Origin of the sequence: Streptomyces herbicida (assembly GCF_032656585.1) — a bacterium.
GTDB classification, from domain to species: domain Bacteria; phylum Actinomycetota; class Actinomycetes; order Streptomycetales; family Streptomycetaceae; genus Streptomyces; species Streptomyces herbicida.
In genome coordinates this window covers 319,588-341,466 of sequence record NZ_JAUYWJ010000002.1, presented here as the reverse complement: position 1 = coordinate 341,466, position 21,879 = coordinate 319,588, and the positions used below count along the sequence as shown (strand labels likewise).

20 protein-coding genes and 1 pseudogene are annotated in these 21,879 nt (G+C 68.7%); 12 read left to right on the top strand and 9 right to left on the bottom strand.

Annotation, left to right across the window (positions count from 1 at the left end; translation table 11 throughout):
• Positions 1 to 540 precede the first annotated feature (540 nt).
• On the top strand, positions 541 to 735 hold the full coding sequence (locus Q8A52_RS05300) for a hypothetical protein (RefSeq protein WP_316749349.1): 195 nt from the start codon (positions 541 to 543) through the stop codon (positions 733 to 735).
• A gap of 215 nt (positions 736 to 950) precedes the next feature.
• Here the strand turns inward: Q8A52_RS05300 and Q8A52_RS05295 are convergent, their stop codons facing one another.
• Positions 951 to 1,316: a hypothetical protein gene (locus Q8A52_RS05295; RefSeq protein ID WP_316749347.1), complete on the bottom strand. Its 366-nt coding sequence runs from the start codon at positions 1,314 to 1,316 to the stop codon at positions 951 to 953.
• Positions 1,317 to 1,836: 520 nt separating this feature from the next.
• On the opposite strand from Q8A52_RS05295, the gene Q8A52_RS05290 reads away from it, so the two are divergent.
• Positions 1,837 to 2,529 carry a hypothetical protein gene (locus Q8A52_RS05290; protein WP_316749345.1) on the top strand — a complete coding sequence of 231 codons (693 nt, stop codon included), beginning with the start codon at positions 1,837 to 1,839 and terminating at the stop codon, positions 2,527 to 2,529.
• A 320-nt stretch (positions 2,530 to 2,849) separates the two neighbouring features.
• Here Q8A52_RS05290 and Q8A52_RS05285 read toward each other — a convergent pair whose 3' ends face one another.
• Positions 2,850 to 3,617, bottom strand: a complete 768-nt coding sequence (locus Q8A52_RS05285) for a calcium-binding protein (RefSeq protein WP_316749344.1) — start codon at positions 3,615 to 3,617, stop codon at positions 2,850 to 2,852.
• 288 nt (positions 3,618 to 3,905) lie between these two features.
• On the opposite strand from Q8A52_RS05285, the gene Q8A52_RS05280 reads away from it, so the two are divergent.
• The 4 genes and pseudogenes from Q8A52_RS05280 to Q8A52_RS05265 all read left to right on the top strand — a co-directional run bounded on the left by Q8A52_RS05280 (position 3,906) and on the right by Q8A52_RS05265 (position 7,468).
• Positions 3,906 to 4,655 carry a calcium-binding protein gene (locus Q8A52_RS05280; RefSeq protein WP_316749342.1) on the top strand — a complete coding sequence of 250 codons (750 nt, stop codon included), beginning with the start codon at positions 3,906 to 3,908 and terminating at the stop codon, positions 4,653 to 4,655.
• Positions 4,656 to 5,076: 421 nt separating this feature from the next.
• The gene (locus tag Q8A52_RS05275) at positions 5,077 to 5,631 is read left to right on the top strand and encodes a hypothetical protein (protein WP_316749339.1); all 555 of its coding nucleotides are present in this window, start codon (positions 5,077 to 5,079) and stop codon (positions 5,629 to 5,631) included.
• A 44-nt stretch (positions 5,632 to 5,675) separates the two neighbouring features.
• Positions 5,676 to 5,918, top strand: a pseudogene (locus tag Q8A52_RS05270) (tyrosine-type recombinase/integrase); the annotation flags it as partial.
• A 227-nt stretch (positions 5,919 to 6,145) separates the two neighbouring features.
• Positions 6,146 to 7,468 carry a TolB family protein gene (locus Q8A52_RS05265; RefSeq protein ID WP_316749337.1) on the top strand — a complete coding sequence of 441 codons (1,323 nt, stop codon included), beginning with the start codon at positions 6,146 to 6,148 and terminating at the stop codon, positions 7,466 to 7,468.
• Positions 7,469 to 7,490: 22 nt separating this feature from the next.
• Here the strand turns inward: Q8A52_RS05265 and Q8A52_RS05260 are convergent, their stop codons facing one another.
• Both Q8A52_RS05260 and Q8A52_RS05255 read right to left on the bottom strand, forming a co-directional pair.
• A complete protein-coding gene (locus Q8A52_RS05260; protein WP_316749335.1) occupies positions 7,491 to 10,361 on the bottom strand; it encodes a helix-turn-helix transcriptional regulator in 2,871 nt (956 codons plus the stop codon).
• Between the two features lie 962 nt (positions 10,362 to 11,323).
• The gene (locus tag Q8A52_RS05255; protein ID WP_316749333.1) at positions 11,324 to 11,836 is read right to left on the bottom strand and encodes a DUF5994 family protein; all 513 of its coding nucleotides are present in this window, start codon (positions 11,834 to 11,836) and stop codon (positions 11,324 to 11,326) included.
• 305 nt (positions 11,837 to 12,141) lie between these two features.
• Here Q8A52_RS05255 and Q8A52_RS05250 point away from each other — a divergent pair, with 305 nt between their 5' ends.
• A complete protein-coding gene (locus Q8A52_RS05250) occupies positions 12,142 to 12,459 on the top strand; it encodes a zeta toxin family protein (RefSeq protein WP_316749331.1) in 318 nt (105 codons plus the stop codon).
• A gap of 77 nt (positions 12,460 to 12,536) precedes the next feature.
• Here the strand turns inward: Q8A52_RS05250 and Q8A52_RS05245 are convergent, their stop codons facing one another.
• A complete protein-coding gene (locus tag Q8A52_RS05245; protein WP_316749329.1) occupies positions 12,537 to 13,628 on the bottom strand; it encodes a fatty acid desaturase family protein in 1,092 nt (363 codons plus the stop codon).
• Between the two features lie 133 nt (positions 13,629 to 13,761).
• Positions 13,762 to 13,965 (bottom strand): cold-shock protein, encoded by a 204-nt coding sequence (locus Q8A52_RS05240; RefSeq protein WP_316749327.1) that lies wholly within the window; start codon positions 13,963 to 13,965, stop codon positions 13,762 to 13,764.
• A 569-nt stretch (positions 13,966 to 14,534) separates the two neighbouring features.
• Here Q8A52_RS05240 and Q8A52_RS05235 point away from each other — a divergent pair.
• Positions 14,535 to 14,807 (top strand): hypothetical protein, encoded by a 273-nt coding sequence (locus Q8A52_RS05235; protein ID WP_316749325.1) that lies wholly within the window; start codon positions 14,535 to 14,537, stop codon positions 14,805 to 14,807.
• A 65-nt stretch (positions 14,808 to 14,872) separates the two neighbouring features.
• Positions 14,873 to 16,108, top strand: coding sequence for a N(5)-(carboxyethyl)ornithine synthase (locus Q8A52_RS05230; protein ID WP_316749323.1), 1,236 nt, complete (start codon positions 14,873 to 14,875; stop codon positions 16,106 to 16,108).
• Positions 16,109 to 16,466: 358 nt separating this feature from the next.
• Here Q8A52_RS05230 and Q8A52_RS05225 read toward each other — a convergent pair whose 3' ends face one another.
• The 3 genes from Q8A52_RS05225 to Q8A52_RS05215 are packed head-to-tail and all read right to left on the bottom strand — an operon-like array spanning position 16,467 to position 19,320.
• Positions 16,467 to 17,669 (bottom strand): cytochrome P450, encoded by a 1,203-nt coding sequence (locus Q8A52_RS05225; protein ID WP_316749321.1) that lies wholly within the window; start codon positions 17,667 to 17,669, stop codon positions 16,467 to 16,469.
• Positions 17,670 to 17,708: 39 nt separating this feature from the next.
• Positions 17,709 to 19,103: an NAD(P)/FAD-dependent oxidoreductase gene (locus Q8A52_RS05220; protein WP_316749318.1), complete on the bottom strand. Its 1,395-nt coding sequence runs from the start codon at positions 19,101 to 19,103 to the stop codon at positions 17,709 to 17,711.
• Positions 19,093 to 19,320 carry a ferredoxin gene (locus Q8A52_RS05215; protein ID WP_071378986.1) on the bottom strand — a complete coding sequence of 76 codons (228 nt, stop codon included), beginning with the start codon at positions 19,318 to 19,320 and terminating at the stop codon, positions 19,093 to 19,095. Before Q8A52_RS05215 ends, Q8A52_RS05220 begins: the two co-directional genes overlap by 11 nt.
• 549 nt (positions 19,321 to 19,869) lie before the next feature.
• Between Q8A52_RS05215 and Q8A52_RS05210 the strand changes: the two genes are divergently transcribed.
• The 3 genes from Q8A52_RS05210 (at position 19,870) to Q8A52_RS05200 (ending at position 21,761) form a co-directional block, all read left to right on the top strand.
• Positions 19,870 to 20,274, top strand: a complete 405-nt coding sequence (locus tag Q8A52_RS05210; protein ID WP_316749964.1) for a DUF5990 family protein — start codon at positions 19,870 to 19,872, stop codon at positions 20,272 to 20,274.
• Positions 20,275 to 20,298: 24 nt separating this feature from the next.
• On the top strand, positions 20,299 to 21,018 hold the full coding sequence (locus Q8A52_RS05205) for an SDR family NAD(P)-dependent oxidoreductase (protein ID WP_316749962.1): 720 nt from the start codon (positions 20,299 to 20,301) through the stop codon (positions 21,016 to 21,018).
• A 314-nt stretch (positions 21,019 to 21,332) separates the two neighbouring features.
• On the top strand, positions 21,333 to 21,761 hold the full coding sequence (locus Q8A52_RS05200; protein WP_316749312.1) for an Rrf2 family transcriptional regulator: 429 nt from the start codon (positions 21,333 to 21,335) through the stop codon (positions 21,759 to 21,761).
• The last annotated feature ends 118 nt before the right edge of the window (positions 21,762 to 21,879 follow it).

Here is a 21,879-nt window from a genome sequence, read left to right as displayed (position 1 = left end):
TCGGTTCAAGGTCGGCTCGTCTCCTCAGCCCCGATGGGCAGCGGCGCCAACACGCTTTCCAACTGTGTTGGTGGGGTCTTGGGCTGTGCGCAGGGGCGTTCACCTGCGTTCATGGGCGGCTGACGGCCGGGACGCGTGCGCGGGCGTGTCTCGCTTGAACGAGCATGAACGCTGCTGAATGAGACGGAAACTGAGACGGAGCCCGCGCACTACTCGGGTGACGGTCCGCTACGGTCGACGCTGGCGTGCGGCGGTGATCAGCAATGAGGGAGTACGCCTGGGTGCCGAGGCCGCACGTCGCCTGGCACAGAGTCCCTCCCGAGGACGGGCAGACCTGGTCCAGGCCGTGGCCGGAGCGGCGCGGCGGCGATCTGGACAGCCTGCGTCGACAGCTCGACTGGCCGGTCGAGGGTGTTCTGCTCGACGTTGAGCACAACCGGTTCTGGTACGAGGGCTGGGGTGAGCGTCCAGCCGGCGGGACTGCGGCACTGGACACGGCACGGCATCATCTGGCAGAGGCGCCGGTGCTGGTGCCCGTGTATGCCCACCGATACCTGCCTGCCGGCCGGGGAAGCTTCGGGCATCAAGGTGCTCTCGATGTGGCAGACGGACATCATCTATTACGGCCTGGACCTGGCCGACTACATGCACCAGGAGTTCGACGAGGCGCGGAGCGAGGTCGACGAGAGCTGGAACCCGCGAGCGACGGTCCCCTTCTGGCGGGACCTTCTCTAACTCTTCGGGGAGCCCGGGCATGCGGCGGGCGCCCTCAGCTTGGGAAGCTGCGATCATTTGACGCTCGTCTGGACGCTGACCTGGGCGAACGGCCAGGAAGCAACCTCCTCGGGCCGGGCTGCTTTAACCATGATCCCCCGCTGTTCCCCGCTCGATCTGGTGCGCTTGTGGTGCGGAGTGCGGTGCTGCTCAGCGGGCCGCGTCGGTGAGCGGTACTACCATTTTCGCCACTTGTCCGTGAGCTGGTACCGGCCCAGACCGTGACGCGTGGTCAGGCCGACGACATCGACGCCGTGCTCGGTGAGCGACTGGTCGATGTAGTCGCACAGCTCCTCGCGCTCGTCGGTTTCGAAGGCGGCTCCGTCGTGGGCTTCGTGCACCGAGTTCAGGGCCAGGACGACGCGTTCCACGATGGCAAACACCTTCTCGTCGCTGGCCTCGCTCAGTCCAGGAAGCTGATGCTCGAAGCTATCGAGGACCTCATCTGTCGCCGTCAGAAGTGCATCGGGGAACAACCCAGCCATGCAGGCGCGCGCAGGATCCAGGGTGCCGGCGGCAAGCTCCTCGGCTTCCTCAGCCATACCGTGACACCAGCTCGTAGTCGGTCTCTCAGCCATGGGCGGGACCGTACAGCTCGGGACTGACAGGGCTGAGCACTCACAGGGCAGTGAGCGGAGTCCGCACGTGCGCACGCTTTCCAGTCTGTTGGGGGTCCAGTGACCCGCGTGCCCGGGTGTTCACGTGCGTTCATGCCCGTCCAGGTGCTCGGTGTGAGCTGACGGCCGGACTCTCGTGAACGGTGGTGGCCGTTGCTGAATGAGACGGAAACTGAGACGGAAGGCCACCGGCTGACCAGGCTGTTCGAATCAGTGGCCGCAGGCGCCCGCCTCTATTCGCCCAGGTGCGAGCAGTTGCCGAAGAAGTGAAGGGCAGGTCTCTGACCTGCGGCCACATAATCGATCAACGCTGCGACCTGCGACTTAGCCGTCGTTGGTTGTGGGCGTTGGTCGTCGATGAGTACCCCACGACGGCCCCACGACGGCCCAAAGGGATGTTGGCACCACCTGCGATGATCTCTGAATCATCTTGGTGGGAGGGATCATGGGTATCGGCTATAAGACATCATGGCTTGCTGTGCAGGACGCCGCGCCGGAGGAGGTAGCCGACGCCCTTGGTCTGCGACACCGGCGGATCGTGGACTGGGCAAGCGGCACCAGCGCTGCCTACCGGCAGGGAGTCTTCGTGGCCCGGCCAGTCCCCGAGTGGACGATCGCCCACAGCCGGATCCATCTTCCCCCGGGGAGCGACGCCACCGAGCCAGGTTTTTCCGCCTGGCTCCAGACGCTGGGTAGGCGACTTGGGCACGTCCAATTCTTCGCCACCGACCGCATCGGTGAGTATCACGCGTGGGCCAAGTTTGAATCGGGCGGGTTTACCCGTGCCTACTGCTACATCGGCGAGCGCGGTGAAGTTCCGCTCCACATCGGCGAACCCACCGACGTTGAGATGGAACTCGGTGTCGGACGGCGCTGGCTCGAAGACGGATGGCAGGACTGGCAGGAACGCGAATGGGACGCCTGGTTCGCCGCCATGCCCCGAGAAGATCATGTAATGCGAATCGCCGAGGCCTGGAGCATCTGCCCCCTCCATATCCCGGACAGCGCCGTTAACGCCCCAGGGATCTACGGCTTCCCGTCCGGCGTCGAGCCTTGCTACGAACGCGGACTTCAGATCGAAGACGGAGCACTCGCCTCGTGTCGTCATGGCGCGCAGTCCGGCAGGCACCGCAGGTAGCGAGCGGTCGGCGTAGCGACTTCGGCCGGGAGTTTCAATGACTGAGTCAAGGCGGTGGGCGCCGCCCCACCGTGACGACGGCGCCCGTACGAGGTCAAAGTCGCCGCAGGCGCTCGAAGCCGTGGCCCTTGTCCGCCGTGGAGCTTGGCGGGCTTTTGCCGGCCCGTACCGCGGCGGGAACGGAGGGCACCATGTGGATCTCCGTTGGTGCCCCCCGATGGAGCGCGCGGCGATCAGTGCTCTGAGCGGGGCGCGGATTGCCGTCTTGACGCGCCGAATCCCGACTGACGCCGACTGCGGCCGGTGTCGGCGTCGACTGACTACTTGGTGTCGACGTAGTCGCCGGCGGCGTTGGCGGACGCTGTCGTGGTGGTGCCCGCGAAGGCGTAGCGCCAGTAGCCGTCGGCGGCAGCGGTAACGGTGGTCCTCAGGGTGCCGGTGCTGCTTGTGGTGACAGTCCTGACTGTGGTGTAGGTGCTGGCACCCGCTTTGCGGAACTGCAGTTTCACCGACTGGGTGGAGTAGCCGTGATACAGGTTGTCGTCCCAGTTGGCCCTGCTGAGTTTGCCCGTCACGGTCAGGGTCGCGCCCTTGCGCACCGGTTCGGGCGAGGCGTCGGTCGTGAGCTTGGCGTACCGCTTGACGAAGAACTGGTCCTGGTTGTTCCGCGTCGCTAGGTCGTGGTCTTTGGAGCTGACCTCCAGGTAAGTCTGCCAGGCCCCCGCCTGCGCGTTTTCCAGCCCCCTCCCGTAGTAGCCCGGGTCCATGACGTACCTCATCGAGCAGGTGGCGGTGGTGGCGTTGACGGCCTTGCAGCCCAGGTTGTCGTGGTAACCGAAGCCTGTGGCGGTGGCCCTGCTCCAGACGTCGGAGTAGGCCGCGTTGATCCCGGAGCTGTCCGTGGCGGTGATCGCCAAGACGAAGGTCTTCTCCGTCGTGGTGCCGACCACGACGGACTTGCCACCGTTGATCGACACCTTCGTGATCTTCAGATCTCCGTCACCGTTCACGGCCTCGGCGGCCGGAGCGGTCAGAGCCGAGAGTGCCACCGCACACGGCAGCAGAATGCCGACGGCAAGCTTGCGCATGAAACCCCCCACAGGGCAGGCCCACCGTCTTGATCCATGACGGTGGGATGAACAACAGGCGTGCGGAGTGTAAAGGGGCGTGCGCAAGCCGATTCCGGCAGGGCGGCGATGCACGTTGAGCGGTGTTTCCTGTTGCGCCCGGCCTGCCGCTCCGTCGGGTGCGCATGGGACACGTCCATAACAACTTGAGGTGTACGTACAACCAATTCCCCATGTTGATGGTCATCCGCACACCCGGACTCCAAGAATGGAGATCCGGCTCGCCGTTCCTGCTGTTCCTGGAGAACCATGCGCATCCGCACGGCCACGGCCGCCACCGTCGGCAGCCTGGCGCTGCTCACCCTCCTCGCGCCCGCCGCGCAGGCGGACGAACACAAGGGCGACATCGTCTTCACTTCGGTGACCTTCAGCAAGAGCACCGTCAACGTCGGCATCAGCGAGCCCCAGAAGCTGACCGTCACAGCCACCGCCAAGGACGACTCCGGCATCTGGGGCATGGTCGGCCTCAAGCTGGTGAGCTCCGACAGCCGCATCCAGTACGCGACGAAGGCGGCCACGTGCACGCGCCCCACGTCGACGACCATGAAGTGCACCTGGGCGTACAGCCTGGAGTCCGACCGCACCGACTACGCCGACCTCCGCAACAGCTCGGCCGGCACCTGGCACCACGACGCCGACTACTACACGCTCGACAGCAGCGCCACAATGAAGATCAAGCGCTACGCCAAACTGGCGACGACCCAGGCGACGCCCGAACCGGTCGCCAAGGGCGGAACGCTGACGGTGACCGGCGCCCTGACCCGAGCCGACTGGAACACCAACACCTACACCGGCTTCGCCGCCCAGAAGGTCGCCCTCCAGTTCAAGAAGTCCGGTGCCTCGACGTACACCACCGTCAAGACGGTGACCACCGACAGCGCGGGCAAGCTGAGGACGACAGCCACGGCGAACGCCTCCGGCACCTGGCGCTGGCACTTCGCGGGAACGGGGACGACCAGCTCGGCGACGGCGGCAGGGGACGGGGTCGCGCTGAAGTAGGGCACTTCCAGCCACGGTCCCTGCCGCGCAGGCGGCAAGCGAGCACCCCCGCATGGCCCAGAGACGGCCCGCGCGGGGGTGTCGTGCGTTGCACCTCGATGCGAACTACGGGCAGATGGCCGCTGAGGTCTTCTGAGCTGGTCACAGAGTTCTTGGCGATCGAGGGTGATCGCCTGGGGTCTCCACGGTTGCTGTACTTCTGTGCTGTACCGCAGGCGGCCTACCACAGTGGTTCCTCAACTTACGTTCATGGATGAGCACCTGCGCCGTTACCTACGGCGCCATCTCTAAGCAGGGGAAGAGCCGTCGTCGACTGTCGTCATCTGTCGTCACTGGCCACCCTCGGACGGCCCAGGGACGGCCCCAGGACCGAGGACAAACCCGATGTCGCTCGGCAGGTCCGGGTGTCACACTGCGCGGTGTGACGCGACCGGAGATGACGGAGCTGGATTATCTGCGCGAGGTGGAACGCCTGGCGCGGGCTGTTGTGTCCGCAGCTGGAGGCGAGGGCTGGCTTTCGTATGCCCCGGATCCAGCTGACGCGACCGGTCTGCAACGAGCGGTGAATGCTCTCGCCCGATCCATCCGGCACTACCACTTCCCGGGCGACGGCTGCACAGAGGAGGAGGAACGCCCGGTGGTCAAGCTCGCCGGCGTAGTCATCCTCCGTCCCGAAGCGATGCCGACCGGATGGACGGAGACGTACGAGGATGCGTGCACGCGTCTTGGCGTTGGGCCCCGCACAGATGGCTGGGCTGTGTGGAATACCTGGGGCGACAACGACATGCCAGTCACAATGATCGTCTCTGCCGTCGACAGCACCGAGGGCCTGCTTGCGAACTGGTCGCGAGGCCGCACTGTCTATCCGATCATGCCTTTGCCCTCACAAGTCGCCCTGATCCACCAAGGTTGGTCGGCACCCGTGATCCTCTCGCCGCACGGGGCGCAGAAGGTGGGTCTGTCGGGTCGGCCATAAAGCCGCTGCCCTGCCGCTGAGGTCGGCGTAGCGCCTTTGGCCGGTACCGCTCTTTCACCCGCATCGCCCAGTCCGCCGGCCTCCGCGTCATCCGGCTGCACGATGCCCGGCACGGCACCGCCACCCTCCTCACGGCCGCGGGAGTCGCGCCCCGCGTCGTGATGGAGATCCTTGGCCACTCCCAGATCAGCATCACCATGGACGTCTGCACCCACGTCGTCCAGGCCCAGCGTGAGGCCATGAGTCACAGGGACCGGCTGCTGCGGAGGCACCGCGATCGTCAGTGACCGCCTCCGCTGATGATCTCGCCGGCCCGATCCACTGGCTGTTGCTCACCGTAAAGCGCCGCATCGGACACGTCACGCTGAAATGCGCCGTGCAAGGTCCACACGCGCGGCGCGCAGAGCGCGACGCCGAAGGTGTAGGGGGTTCCCTCATGCTTCGGCCGGTCCGACACGGAAAGCTGATCGAGGCAACCGGCTGCCGTGGCGGCGAACCGAACAGAAGGACACCCATGAGACGTCTCTCCGTAATCCGCAACGCAGGGCGCGCAGTGCTTGCGTCGGGAATCGTCGCGGCGCTGATATCGGGCGGCGTCGCGCATGCCACGGATGCCGAACCGGGGCCGGCAGGCACGGCACCGATCAGCAACTCCGCCAGCGGGCCGTCGATCTCCGCCGACGGCCGCTACGTGGCTTTCGCTTCGCCGGCAAGGGATCTGGTGGCCGGCGACACCAACCGAGCGGAGGACGTGTTCGTCCGCGACCGGCAGACCGGCGTCATCACCAGGGTCAGCGTCGACTCCGCGGGCAACCAGGCCAACAACGTGAGCCGGAATCCGTCGATCTCCGCCGATGGCCGCTACGTCGCGTTCGAGTCCGTCGCGACGAACCTGGTGGCCGGTGACACCAACCGCTATCGCGATATTTTCGTGCACGACCTGCAGACCGGTGAGACGACCAGGGTCAGCGTCGGCAGCCACGGCGAGCAGAGCGACAGTGAGAGTTTCCATCCGTCGATCTCCGCCGACGGCCGGTTCGTCGCGTTCGACTCTCCCGCGTCGAACCTGGTGTTCGGCGACACCAACGACATCCACGACGTCTTCGTGCGCGACCGGCAGACCGGTGAGACCACCAGGGTCAGCGTCGATTCGAACGGTCGCCAGGGCGACGGCATCAGCCAACAGCCGTCGATCTCGGCAGACGGGCGCTACGTCGCCTTCACCTCCGAGGCGAAGACACTGTCCCTGTTCCCAGACAACAACCGCGCGGACGACGTGTTCGTGCACGATCAGCTGACCGGGTACACCGACCGGATCAGCGTCGGTCCCGACGGCAACGAAGGCAATTCCGCCAGTAGCACGGCGACCATCTCGGCCGACGGCCGCTACGTCGCGTTCGAATCCGACGCGTCGAATCTGGTGGCGGGCGACACCGGCGGTCCGAACGACACCGACATCTTCCTGTACGACCGGGTTACCCGGACGACGACGCAGGTGAACCTTGGCCCCAATGGCCTGAGCGACAGCAGAACCCCCGGCCAGGAGCGGACGACGCTCTCCGCCGACGGCCGCTACATCGCGTTCGTGTCCGGCGAGGACAAGCTGGTGACCGGCGACACCAACTCAACCTGGGACGTGTTCGTGCGAGACCGGGTGACCGCCACCACGACCAGGGTCAGCGTCGCCAATGACGGCTCGCAGAGCGATGGGTACAGCTACAGTCCCTCGATTTCGGCCGACGGCCACCACGTCGCTTTCACGACCAGCGCGACGAACCTGGGCGGTGACGGCACCAGCCGGAATTTCAACCTGTACGTACGCGACCTCGGCAACTGAGTTGTCGGCCGCCGTGGCGTCCTCAATGACGCGCCGCGGCGGCCCACACGCCGGCCAGAGCAGCACGACCGGAGACGCCGACCTTCGCGTAGACCCGGCCCAGGTGGACTTCGACGGTCTTGGGACTCAAATGCAGCCGCAGGCCGATGTCCCGGTTGGTCAGGCCGTCCGAGACCAGGTTGACGATCTCGACCTCACGGGCGGTCAAGTCGAACCGCTCGGCTCCGCTTTCGGGCCGTGGGCCGCGCGCGTTCAGGCGCCGCTCCTCGCGCGCGACCTGCGGCAGGAACAGTTGGGCGTCACACCGGGTGAACAACGCGCGGGCGGACACGAGGTGCGCACGGGCCTGGTCGATCGCCCCGCTGCCGCCGAACGCCCTCGCGGCGAGCAAGTGCGCCCGCCCGGCCTCCACGGCCGCCCCGATCCGGCCGTACGTGCCAGCAGCGGCGACAGCGAGTGGTGCGGCTGCCGCCGGATCCGTCGGCAGCGTGGCGATCGCGCGGGCCTGCTGTGCCATGGCCGTGCGCAGCGGGAGCTTGAGCTGACCGGCCGTGTCCTCCGCTCGGTCGGCCCATGCCGCGGCTGCGGCAACCCGGCCGGCCGCGGCCTCCGCCTCCGTGAGCATCAGGTACACCAATGGCCTGGTGCGCTGGCCCACCGCGGGCAGCTCGGCCCCACCGCCACTGGTGAGCAGCAGCTCGATGCAAGCGTGCGGATCACCCGAGTGCAACAGCGCCTGCGCCAGCATCGCCTCGGCCTGGCCACTGCGCCAGGAACTCATGGCCGTCACCTGGTCGTCGACGACGATGGCCTCCTTGCCCAGGCGGACCGCTTCGGCCAAGTCGCCGCGCCAGGTGGTGATCCAGCACCCGAAGGTCAACGCCATGACGCGCAGCTCCTCGCTGCCGGTCAGTTCCGCCGACTCCAGGCTGTCGTCGAAGCAGGTCGCCGCCGCCGCCAGCTCGCCGAGGTAGGCATGCACCATGCCGCGGATCGCGGTCAGCAGCGCGATCTTGTGGGACTGCCTGCTCGCGCGAGCCAGTCGCAGGCCACGGCTCATGTGCCGGCTCGCCGCCGTGAGCCGGTCGGCGGAGACTTCCGACCAGCTCAGCCAGAACGCCGCATCGATGTCGCGGACCAGGTCGCTGTCGGGCAGCGCGTCCAGGAGCGCGGCCGCCTCGTCCAGCCGGTCTGCCCGCCGGTCGATGAGCGTTGCGGCCGACAACGCCGTCGCCAGCAGCATCGGATCCCCGACTTCCCGCGCGGCGGCGATCGCCTCGGACACCCGATCCTGTCCGTGCTCGCGCTCGACACTTTCACCGGCAACGAGCGCGACGAGCAGGACGGCCGCCGAGTGGGCGTCAACACCTTCGACGCGTTTCCACTCGCTGTGCAGCATCGCCCTGGCCTCGGTGTAGCGCCCGAGGACCTGCTCCACCGTCGCACAGGCCCGCGCCGTCTGTGCCCGGATCTGGGTGAGTTCGGCGGGCAGGAGCCGCAGCACCTCGTGCATGGTTTCCCTGGCCTGCCGCAGGTCACCCGTGGCGCCCAGTGTCTGTGCCAGCCGGCCGAGCAGGATCAGGCGCTGTGGCGTGGCCGACTCCGAGTCGGGGAGCAACCGGATGGCCGCCCGCAGGAAGTGCCCGGCGGTCGTCGGCGTGGTGTGCATCGTCGCCTCGGCCGCCTCGGTGAGCGCCGCGACCGCCTCGAGGTCACCGCGGACGGCGGATCGCTCCACGTGCCGGGCGAACTCGGCCGGCGGCGTGCCCCGGCTCCGGAGTGCCGACGCGGCCCGGCCGTGTGCCTGAAGCCGCCAGCCAGGACCGGCGTCCTGGTAGGCGACGCTGCGCACCAGCGGATGCCGGTACCGGAACCGGCCGGTGGCGCCGTCCAGCCGCACCAGGTCACGCTCGGCGAGCCGGTCGAGCGCGGCGAGCACGGATTCGGCGTCCATTGCCGCTGTTTCAGCGAGCGAATCAGCCTCGAAGTCGTCACCCACGACCGCGGCGGCGTGCGCGACGACCCGCTCTTGCGGGGTCAACGCTGCCAACTCGGCGGCGAGCACCGCGTGGACCGCCACCGGGATCGCCCCGTCGGGGTGGAGCGCCGCATCACCGACGGCGATACCCCGCTCACCGGCCCGCACCAGGGCTTCCAGGTAGAACGGGTTTCCGCCACTGGCCTGGTAAAGCTCTTCCCGCCGGGAACGGCCCAGCCCTTCCGGCATGAGGTGGCCGGCATCGGCTTGGCTCAGCGGCGCGAGTTCCAGCAGCTCGGCCACCCCGTCGGTCGCGGCGCGGGACAGCGCGTGCCACAGCCGCAGCGACGTCTGCCGGGGCCTGCCCGCCAATGCCAAGACCAGCCGCGCCTGGGGCGGGTGGCGCAAAAGGTGGTCGAGCAGCTCGACCGAACCCTCGTCCGCCCAGTGCAGATCGTCGAAGACGAGCACCAGCCCGGACGGCTCGGCGACCAGTTCCAGCAACGCCCGAACCGCCCGGTGCAGCCGGTACCGCTCCGCATCGACCAGGTCGGCGGGACCGGCGGCGGGAATCGCCGGGAACACGGTCGCGAGAAGTGCGAGCTGCTGTTGCCCAAGGGCGGCGAGACGCTCCGGGCCCAGTTCGGCGAGCTGGTCGTCGAGCGCGTTGACGAACACACCGAACGGGATGTGGGACTCGAACTCCGCCGCGCGGGCGCTGCGGACCGTCCATCCTGCTGTGTCCGCGAGCTTCCCCAGCTCCGTCAGCAGCCGGCTCTTGCCGATCCCCGGTTCGCCGGTGACCGCGACGCACCAGGTGCCGTCTTCGCCCGCCAGCACTGCGCGCAGAATCGCGACTTCTCGTGCCCGGCCGGGTAATCCGCCGACGGGCTGCCCTCTCGTTTCGTCAGTCATGCTGGCGTCGACTCACTTTCCGTCCGCGACCTGGCGATCGTATCGACGCTCACGCGACCTCGGCAGGCGGCCCAGCCGATCACCTCAGTCCACATCGGACAGATGACGTGCTGACCGAAGTCCGTGAATGCCACATTGACGGCGCCTATCGCCCCCATGTGGCATTCACGACCAAAGTCGCGCAGGCATGAGCGCAGTCGCGCAACGTGCGAGCTTCGCCACCCGGGCCCCGGCGACTGGGGCCTCCGGCCGCTCGGTCCAGGCCACGGCCGAGCGCGCCGTCGCCATCGGCGGCGACAACCGGGCCCCCGTCTCCACCGGCAACACCCCCGCGCCCGCCCCTCCCGCACCCGCTCAGCCCGCTGCCGGACCGCACCCCGCCCCGCCAACCGGCCCCGGACACGGTGTCCGCGTCCGGGAACCGTGCGATCGCCATCGGCGGAACCAACTCTGGTCCGCTGTCCCCCGGCGACCAGTCTGGCGGCGCCCACCCGTGAGGTGGCCGTTCCGGCGGGCCGGGACGCAACCGGAACCACCCGCCACCGGACCCGACAAGCGGGTGGCGGCACAGGCCGAGCGGGCCGCCGCCCTCGGGGGCAACAGCCACGCCCCCGTGCTGACCGGGGACCACCACTACTACGGGATATCCCGGGTTCCGGCCACGTTGGCGCATCAGGTCGGGGTGATCCCGCCGCGGGCCGGCTGCTTCCAGGACCGGGCCGAAGCCGCCCGGCTGGCCGCGACGCTTCGTGCGCGCGATCGAGGACCTCGCCCAGCACAGCTTCCCCGAAGCTCTCGGAGCGGTCCGCGCGCCGTCCGGCCGTCATCTCCTCACCCGCCATGATCCGCGCCGATCGGGGCGGCGGGCTGGGACGACGAAGGGGTTGCCAGTGTCATCGCTCCATCAAGGGTCTTCGGCGCCCGGGCCAGCCGGTCACGTGGGCCTGACCGCATCGGGCCTGTCACCTGAGCCCTGGTCCTCCTTCTGACTCCCATCTGTCTTGTCCGTCGAGGCCGTTCTCGACGAGTGCCAGCAGGCGCGGAGCCGACAGCGGGTTCCCGGGGTCGGCGGCAGCGGTCAGCAGCCGGGTAGCCGCTCCGGCCGGCTCGTCCGGTGGGATCACCAGCAGTTCCCAGCGTCCCACGGTGCCGCAGTCCACGGTGATGGCATGCGCCCCGGCGGCGAGGTCGGTCAGGACCACCTCGATCACGTGGCCGGGCGCCATCACCTTCTGCGGGGCATCGGGCCAAGCGGCGGTCCCCACGGTGACGCGGGTGACCGTGCCGACGCTCGGATCCAATGAGCCGACCAGCGAGGGCAGCTCCAGTTCCAGTGCGTCGCAGCGCGGCCACCACGCTCCGTCCAGCGGGCCGTGGCTGACGTCCGGCGTGAGGTTCAGCCGGGGCAAGGGCATCCGGTAGGTGTGTGCGTCACCGGGGGGCGTACCTTCGGCGGGCTTGGTGATGGCCTCCATCGTGCGATCCCGTCCCGGGCGGCTTCCGGCTGCCCGTGTCTGCCACTCGCCGGGAACGGCGCCACCGTGGTCGTGCGCCCGCAAAGCTCTCGGTACGTGCCAGGCTACTCCCGGCCGTGGGGGACGGCGCCGCGCGCCGTGGAATGGCCCTCTTGACCGCTGCGCATGGGTCAGCCCCGCCACCATCACCTACGGCCAGTCCTGACAGGCAGTCAGATTTCGTTCCCGCGGCGTTCCCATCTGGGTGGCCGTCCGGGCTGGCGACGGTGCTTGGGGGCATCGTGCCGCGGGAACAGCCTCGCGTCGTGTTTCTGATCGGGCAGCCCGGGGCGAGCAAGACCGTGACCGCCGGCATGCTGCGGCGGGCGATGCGGCCCGGCACGATCCGGCTGAGCAGCGACGACTTCAAGGCAGCGCACCCCGACTACCTCCAACTGCTGAAGGTCGACCCGTGGGGCGCCAGCGCGGCCATCCGCCCCGACTACAAGGCCTGGTTCTCCCGGGCCGAGCAGTACGTCCGGGACCGGCGTGCCGACGTGGTGATCGAGTCCGCCCCGGGCAGTGCCGGCACGTCGCGCGCATCCTGGAGAAAGACAGGTTCCGGGACAGGGTGCAGGCCGTGATCTCTGAATACGACAGCGGGCTGGTGGTGTCGCGCGGCACCCGGTGGAGGAGATGAGGGGCACGGACGGCGAAGTGATCAGTACTCCAGCTCGGGGCGCAGCGGGCCGCCGACCGTGTGGAGGTACCGCAGTACCTGGGCGTAGGAGTTGAAGAGCCCGGTCTCGTGGTAGGCGATGCCGTGCCGGGTGCAGTACGTGCGCACGAGTTTCTGGGCATGTCGCAGGCTGGGTCGCGGCATGGAGGGGAAGAGGTGGTGTTCGATCTGGTAGTTGAGCCCGCCGAGCACGAAGTCGGTGAACGGGTGGCCGCGGATGTTGCGTGAGGTCAGTACCTGCCGACGCAGGAAATCGATCTTGTCGTCCTTGGCGAACAGGGCCATGCCCTTGTGGTTGGGCGCGAACGAGCATCCCATGTACAGCCCGAACAGCCCTTGGTGCACGAGAAGGAAGCACACGGCCTGGACGGGGGACAGGACCAGGAACAGAGCGGTGAGGTAGCCGCCCAGATGCGCTGCCAGCAGGCCCGCGTCGGCCAGCTTGGTCGTCCGCGAGGTTGTGGTGCCGGTGCGGTCGAGCAGCGCCCGTACGCCGGCGACGTGCAGGGCGAGCCCTTCCAGAAGCAGCATCGGGAAGAACAGCCAGGCCTGGTGACGGGCCAGCCAGGCGTACGCCCCGCTGCGGACGCGCGCATGGTCCCGGGTGAAGGCGATCGCGCCGTCGGCGATGTCGGGATCGCGGTCGACGTGGTTGGGGTGGGAGTGGTGCCGGTTGTGCTTGGCGATCCACCAGCCGTAGCTGAGGCCGATCAGCAGGTCGGCGTGCAGGCGGCCGAGCAGGTCGTTGACGCGCTTGGAGGCGGCGATCTGGTGGTGTCCAGCATCGTGCCCGATGAACCCGGTCTGGGTGAACATCACCGCCAGGAAGGCGGCGGTCAGCAGCTGCCACCACGACTGCCCGATCAGCGCGAACGCGGTCCATCCGCCGGCCAGCAGAAGCAGGTTCGCGCCGACCTTGACGCAGTAGTAGCCCGGGCGCCGCGTCAGCAGCCCGCTCTGCCTCACCTCGCGGGACAGCGCGGCGTAGTCGCTGCCCCGGCTGCCGGGTGGGGACGTGGTCATCTCGGCGGGGCCCGCCGGATCGGGGCTCCGGTCGCTGACGTCAGTGGTCACAGTGTTCCCTTCGGGAGGTACGGCGCTGCCCACGGCGCGAGGGGCGGGGCGCAGGATGCCGCACGCGTCGGGAATCCTGCGGAAGCCGCCCGAGGCAGGCCCGCGGTGCGGGCCTGCCTCGGGAAGGGTGCCCTCAGAGCACGTGGACCTGGTCGGCCTGCAGGCCCTTGGGGCCCTGGCTCGCGGTGAACTCCACCCGCTGGTTCTCCTTCAGGGAGCGGAAGCCGTCGGTATCGATCGCCGAGTGGTGGACGAAGATGTCGGCACCGGCCTCATCAGGGGCGATGAAACCGAAACCCTTCTCCGCGTTGAACCACTTCACTGTTCCTTGAGCCATGTGCTGTCTCCTTCGAGATGGCGGCTGGGTCGGAATGCGCGCGATCACGCCATCCCCGGGCTGTTGGGCGCCGGCCGTCGAAGAAAACCCCGAAACGACGAAACGCCCGCTGTCAGAACTCCGCGGGCGTTTCCACGTTCGCAAACTTCAACTACAACCGCTGCCCACAACGTCCGCAGCGCCGGGAAGGTTCCCGCACAAGCGGGAAGAGCTCGGTGACGTCCCGGCGGGACGGCTCCGGGGTCCGGCATCCGGCACGTACGGACTCCGGAAGGGAGTACGGTTGCGGCACCGAGGGCACCTGGCACGCCGTCATCAGTTTCGGCGTCGCCCTCGGACAACGGCACAGGCCGGCGTACGTCGGATCCGGCCGGAAATGAGCCGCGACATGCCTCTTGGCCCGCACCGTCACGCCGCCTTCCATATCCGGTCCCGCGCAGCGCGGTAGCGGATTTCCCGGCTTCCGGGCTGCCCCGGGGCACTAGGACATCTCGCGCACGACCCTGGGCCGCTCAGCACGGCTGGACCGATCAGCACGACTTTGAACCGATCAAGAGGATGCGGGACGCATGTATTCACAGGACTCGATCTCCGGCCGCCGCCGGGACCGTCCCGAACCGACCGCGGAGGCGCTCTCCGGACTGGCCTGCCTCATCTGCGGCACCGACTACCGCAACGCACCCGACCCGGAGGCGGTGGTGGTTTCCCACCGCGACGACAGGCAGCTCCTCGCCTGCCACGGGACGTGTGCACGCATGGCGAGCGGGTCGATCGACGGTCTGGACGAAACGCCCCTCCCGCTGGCCGAGCGCGTCCGCAGGCACCGGGCCGACGGCTCCTGACCCAGATATCGGGCAGCCACACCAAGCACGCCGAGCGCGCAGCGAACGAAATGATGAGGAAGCGTATGAGCCTGATGAGTCTCGGAGTACTCGCCTCCTCCCACAAGGAGAACGAGTTCCGCCTGCCGTTGCACCCTGCTCACCTCGACCGGATCGCGCCGGACGTACGCGGGAGGATCTTCCTGGAACAGGGCTACGGCGAACGGTTCGGCGTCGCTGACGACACGCTCGGACCGCTCGTGGCGGGCTTGCGCTCCCGCGAGCAACTCCTCGCCGAGTGCGACGTGTTGCTGCTGCCCAAACCGATGCACGACGACATCACCGCGCTGCGTGAGGGCCAGGTGCTGTGGGGATGGCCGCACTGTGTGCAGGACGAGGAGCTGACCCAGCTCGCCATCGACCGACGGCTGACCCTCATCGCCTGGGAGGCCATGAACCACTGGACGTCCACGGGCGCCTTCAGTGTCCATGTGTTCCACAAGAACAACGAGCTCGCGGGCTACTGCTCGGTGCTGCACGCCCTGCAGCTCGGCGGGCTGACCGGCAGCTACGGGCGACGTCTGCGCGCTGTGGTCATCAGCTTCGGCGCCACGGCGCGCGGCGCGGTCACCGGCCTGGGCTCCATGGGGGTCTCCGACGTCACGGTGCTCACCCAGCGCGCCGCGGCAGCGGTGGCCTCGCCCATGCCCTCGGTCGTGATGGGCCACTTCGCGCAGCAGGAGAGCGATTCTTCGCGCCTGCATGCATTCACCGCGGCCGGTTCCGTGCCGCTGGCGGAGTACCTGGCCGGGTTCGACATCATCGTCAACTGCGTCTTGCAGGACACCGACGCGCCACTCATGTTCGTCACCGAAGAGGAACTCGCCCTGTTCCGGCCGGGGGCCTTCTTCATCGACGTCGCCTGCGACGAGGGCATGGGCTTCGCGTGGGCCCGTCCGACCACCTTCGGCGAGCCGATGCTCACGGTGGGGGCGGGCTGCCACTACTACGCAGTAGATCACAGCCCGTCCCACCTGTGGAACTCGGCCACGTGGGAAATCAGCGAGGCACTCCTGCCCTACCTGCGCAAGGTCATGAGCGGCCCCGCGGCCTGGGAGGCCGACCCCACGGTCAGAAAGGCCATCGAGATCCGCGACGGCGTCGTCCTGAACCCAAAGATTCTTTCCTTCCAGCACCGGACAGCCGCTTACCCCCACACCCCCCGAGACCCCGGCCCCCGCAGTCACCCCGGCGCTGCACTCCGCCGCGCAGCCGGCTTGGCACACCCCGAACCGAGCGTGGAGCCCTGTTCGAAAGGGTGACGACGGCCTGCACGCCAGGAACGTCTGCCAGGCACTCGACCTCGGGACCGAGTTCCACCACACCGAAAGCACCCGTGCAAAGCTGAACGCCTGGTCAGCCGAGGCGTCCTCACCGAACCCGGACTGTTCACCCGGCGACGGCGAGCACCGCCGCTGAACGGTACCGGAAGCGACGCACAAGCCGCCAAGCACGCCGCGCCTCCGGGATCGGACTCTGCCAGCCAACCGCCATCGCTCCTCCGGGCGGGCGCGGGCGGCCGGCGGTGCCGAGATCACAACGCAGAGCGGGAGTCACGATCCCGCAGGGCACTGATGCCGCCTCTGGCGTTCTGTTCAGCGGGCCCTGCGTCAGCCGTGCTCAGGCTGTCAGGCCCTCGATGGCCACGGGAAGATGGCGCGGGCCGCGCAGCACCGCGTTGGCGCGGTACGGCGGCGGGTCCTCGAGCAGCCGGGAGAACTTGACCCGGCGGAAGAGTTCGGGCACGGCCAGATGTAGTTCTATGCGGGCGAGAGCGGCGCCGAAGCAGTAGTGGATGCCGGTGTAGAAGCCCAGGTGCTCGTTGTCCTTACGGTCGGGATCGAACCGGTCGGGGTCCTTGAAGCGCCGGGGATCGCGGTTGGCGGCGGCCAGCATGAGCCAGACCGGCGAGCCCTTGGGGATCGTGGTGCCGGCGACGTCGATGTCGGCCAGGGCGGTGATCCACGGGACGAACTGGACGGGAGGCTCGTAGCGCAGCACTTCCTCGATGAGCGGGACGGCCAGGTCCGGGTCCTTCTGGAACCGATCGAGGACGTCGGGGTGGCGCAGCAGGGTGAGGGTCGTATTGGTGATCGCGTTGACGGTGGTCTCGTGGCCGGCGACCAGGAGCAGCACCGCGGTGGCCTCCAGGTCTGCCGGTGTCATGTCGGGGGCGAGCGCGCTGAGCATCCCGGGGCCGGGGTGGCGGCGTTTGGTCTCGATCAGATCGGTCAGGTAGGCACCTATATCCTGGCGCGCCCGATGCGCCTTTTCCAGGCCATCCTCGTCGGCCTGGGGATCGAGTGACGACGCCAGGGCGTCGGCCCAGACGTGGAAGCGTGGTTCGTCCTCGCGCGGCACGCCGAGGACCTTGCAGATGGCAGTGACGGGAAGGGGGTAGGAGAAGTCCTCCACGATGTCGACCTGGTCCTTGCCCTCGAAGGCGTCGAGCAGCTCGGTGACAGCCTTGGCCAGCTCTCCGCGCAGGCCGTCGAGGAACTTGGGGCTGTGCGGCGGACCGAACGGCCGGTTGATGGTGTCGCGCAGCCGGTCGTGGACGGGCGGGTCGGTGAAGATGAAGCTGGGCGGCAGGCCGGACTCCACCGGTTGCCCGACACGGACGTAGCCGGGTGGACGGTTGCTCGTGTCGTTGCTCATCCGCGGGTCGTTGGCCAGGCTCCGCACCTCGTAGTAGGTGCTGACCAGATAGGTGCCGTCGTCCTCCCGCCTGACCGGTTGCTTGCGCAGTTGCGCGTAGAGCGGATAGGGATCGGCTCGATTGGCGTAGTCGGTGATCTGCGCGGAGATGGTGCCGGACGACATGGTGACTCCTGAGGGCTCCGGGCGGTGCAGGGCCGGTGATCAGGCATGCGACGGAACGAACGTGACACGCCGCTCGCTCGGTGAGTGGCCCGTCAGAGTGACGGTGGGCCCGTGGGTGGGCAGATGGGGGTCGGGGAAGGCCGGGTCGATCGGCTGCAGCGTCTCGGTCCGGCGGTCGACCGCGCGGTACTCCGGCGGGAAAGGGGCGCCGGACGCTATCTGCTGTTCGTAGAACCCCAGCCACTTGGCTCCGTCGAAGGACGCCGCGGCGATAACGCGGCCGCGGTACCCGTACACCGCAACGAACCGCTCCTCGTCGAGCGCCCCCTGGGCGACGACCAGCTGGTCGCCCAGCGGGGGAACACCCACCGACTTGATGTTGACACCGAACTGGGTGGACCAGAACATCGGCAGCCACAGGTGCGGACGGCGATCCGGGCCCGCACAGATCATGTTGTGGGCGGCGATCTCGGCCTGTTCGACCGCGTTGCCCCAGTGCTCCAGCGACAGGAACTGGTAGTCGAACAGCGGGTGGGGGCTGCGGGCGACGTCACCGGCGGCGTAGATGTCGTCGGTGACGATTCCGTTGACGTCGAACGCCCGGCAACCGGCGTCGCACGCGATGCCCCGGGGACCCGCGGCCACCCCCGAGCCGGCGAGCCATTCCGTGTTCCGCATGGCCCCGAGCGAGACAACGGCCACGTCCACGTCGATCGCCGAACCGTCGGACAGATGGGCGCGCTTGAGTCGTCCCACGTCGTCACCCTCGAGGGCGGTGACGCTGATGCCGCAGCGCAGGTCGACTCCGTGCTTGCGCTGCAGCCGGTCCGCGACCGCGCCGATCACTCCGCCGAGCGCACCCACCAGCGGTGCCGGGCCGCGTTCGGCGACCGTGACTTGAAGGCCCAGCTTCCGGCCGGCGGAGGCGACCTCCGAGCCCGTGAAACCGGCGCCGATCACCAGCACCCGGGACACGCCCCCGGTCAGCTTCCGGTGCAGGCGAGCGGAGTCGTCGCGGGTACGCAGCACGAACACCCCGTCCAGTGCGGCCTCTTCCGGGTGGAACCAGGGCCGCGCTCTGGTCCCGGTGGTGATCAGCAGGCGGTCGTAGGGGACGGTGTCGCCGTTCGCCAGGCGCACTTGCTTGGCGTCCCGGTCCAGGCCCTCGGCGGCGACGCCCAGACGCCATTCGGCATCGATGTCGCGCCGCCGCGGAAGCGCGGTGTCCTCGGGCCGTGCCCGCCCGAGCAGCGCCTGCTTGGACAGCGGCGGCCGGTCGTAGGGCTCGTACGGCTCGTCGCCGATCATGGTCAGCGATCCGGTGAAGCCCTCCTCGCGCAAGGTCTCCGCCGCGCGCAGACCGGCCAGCGAGGCACCGACGACGACGATGCGGCCCTGGCGCCGCAGGACCTCGACGTCCGTGTCAGCCGACATGGGGCTCCACACCCTTCGTCGGCTCGTCGGAGTAGTCGACGAGGATGGCCTGGACCGGGCAGGCTGCGGCAGCCTTCTCCACCCGGTCACGTTGTGCCTCGTCGAAGCGAGGGGAGAAGAGCAGTGCCTCTTCCCCGTGCAGGGAGAAGACGTCCGGGGCGAGGAAGACGCACTGCGCGAATCCCTGGCACCGGTTGAGATCGACGACAAGCCTCATGGGAATCCGCTCCCTGGACGGGCCGCGGTGGCCGAGCCCCACAGCCGTCTGCGCTCGGTCCATTTGGTCGGTAGGCATGCCTCACGTTCAGCTTCAGCCTTCCGCCCAGGTCTCGCAAGGCGAGGGCGGTGCTGGGAGGCCAGGCCTCGCGCGAGGCGCTGGGCAGCTATTCGGGGCACTCTGATGTGAAACCAGTTCTTCGGCTACTGAACTTGATTGGGTGATGTCGGGACCGGCCGCCCCACATGAGTCGCCCGTCTCGCGGGCCTATGGGGTGTTGCAGGGCAGTCCATCGGGAGAGGAATCCCCCCGTGAACCGGCCCCTGCCGCGGTTGCCGAAGCCCGAGTTCGTCTTGATCCTCATCGAGGCCCCACCTGAGGTGCCCACCCAGATCGCTGCCGATCTCGGGGAGAGTGGCCCCCGGGTCGACCAGCGGAGGGCTTGTTGCCGGCCCGCGGGTCCGGTCAGAAGGAAGGAGAACTGACGACGTCTGGAGGGAGCGGTCGCGCAGGTCCCGCTGACTCGGTGGGCGGATAATCACGGCGTAACTGATTCGGATTGGGGCCTCGCAGTTCCCTGGCCGGGAGTGCGGCCAGGCGCCTGGGTTCCCCGGCTGCCGCAACCTCCATGTCGGGGTCCAGCGCCGAGACCGTCGCGAGGAGTCCCTCGCGCTGCACCCTGGTGACGCCCCGTCGGCTATCTGGAAGTTGGAGGCCACGGCAACGCGGACCGAAGCGGGCTGGGACCTGCACGCCCCCCGCCGCGTACAGACCGGCGCCGAACGAGGCGTCGACCTCGACCTCGCTGCCCGAGCAACGGTCTGCGCCGCCCTCGGCCGACCTTCCGGGCCGCTGCCGCGTAGCTGGCCCGCACCTGCTCATGCAGATCCCGCTGGGTGTCCCCGATCGGTTCCTCCCGGATCTGTGCACGCGCGGCAGCCCGCAACGCCCTGATTCGACGTCTGTCGATACACGTTACTGGCCGCACGGGGACACGACATCATCCTGGTCGCGCGAGACGAGGCAAGGCTGGAGAAGGCCGCCGCGGGGCTGGCCGAGCGGTCAGGACGGAAGGTCTCCACCCTGAGCGCGGACCTGACGACCGCCGAGGGGATCAGCTCGGTCGAGGACCGCCTGGCCGACGACGCGTCGATCGGCACGCTGGTCAACAACGCCGGCATGGCGCTGCTCGGCCCGCTCTCGAAGGCCGACCCGGACCGGCTGGAGAGGCTGATCACGCTCAATCTGACCTCGTTCCCCCGGATCGCGGCCGCCGCGGCGAAGGTATTCGCCGGCCGCGGCGCGGGCACGATCCTCAACATCTCCTCTACGCTCGCGCTCAACATCCTCCCGGTGAGCGCCGCGTACAGCGGCACCAAGGCCTATGTGCTGGCTTTCACCCAGGGGCTGGCCCAGGAGTTCGCCGACTCCGCGGTGCGGGTGCAGGTCGTGCTGCCGGGGGCGCTGGAGACCGCGCTCTGGAATGGTTCGGGCGTCGAGCTCGACCAGCTCCCGAAGGAGATGGTGATGTCCCCGCAGGATGCCGCCCGGGCCGGACTCGCCGGACTCGAGGCGGGCGAACTGGTCACCATCCCCTCGCTGCCGGAGTATGGCCAGTGGGAGTCCTACGACCAGGCCCGCCAGGCCATGCGCCCCAAGCTGTCGCTGTCCCGGCCCGCCGCGCGCTACAGCCGCTGACCAGGCAGGCCGGGCCCGGCACAGTCTTCGTCTTCCGTGCCCCCTCGCCTGGGCTCCGGCCGCCGTGGCCGTATCGCTGTCAGGCTCTGCCGGTCGACTCGGTCGGTGGTGGCCGACTCGACCCCGGCGTGCGACTTCGGCGTCCGCCACTATGTGATCGGCTCCGGATTCGCAGGCCGATCGCGGACCTCCCCGGCGCGCCGTCCAGCGCGTCGCCGACCGATCCGCCGAGCGGCGCTTGACACGCACCCTCTTGACGTAACAAGGTTGGTTTCAACAGAAGCCTTCAGCCGCTCGGAAAGGAAGGGGGTTCGATGAGTGCCAACAGCCGGATGACGGTGGCGACGCACGCCTTGACCTGGATGGCGATGGTCTGCCCCCGGCGTTCCGACGGCATCGTGACCTCCGACCAGATCGCCGTCAGCGTCAACACCAACCCCGTCGTCATCCGCCGCATCCTCGGCAGCCTGCGCGACGCGGGCCTGGTCGTCTCACAGCGCGGCCAGGGTGCGGGCTGGAGGCTGGCGCGCACCCCGGACGCGATCACGCTGCGGGATGTCTACCGGGCCGTCGAACCGGAGCCTCTCCTCTCGCTGCACGCCGCGCCCCCCAACCAGGAGTGCCCCGTCGGGCGGGGCATTCCATCCGTGCTGCAGAAGGCGTACGGCCGCGCGCACGACTCGATGACAGCCGAACTGGCCACCGTCACCGTCGCCGACGTGCTCAAAGAGACAATCGCCTGACCTCTCGAGCGAGCCGCAGTCCACCCCGGCTGGGTTCTGGGTAGGACATGGCGACTTCCTCTCGGGTCGGCGGCGCAGCACCGGTGTATGTCGGTCGAGATCATGACCACACCAGCGT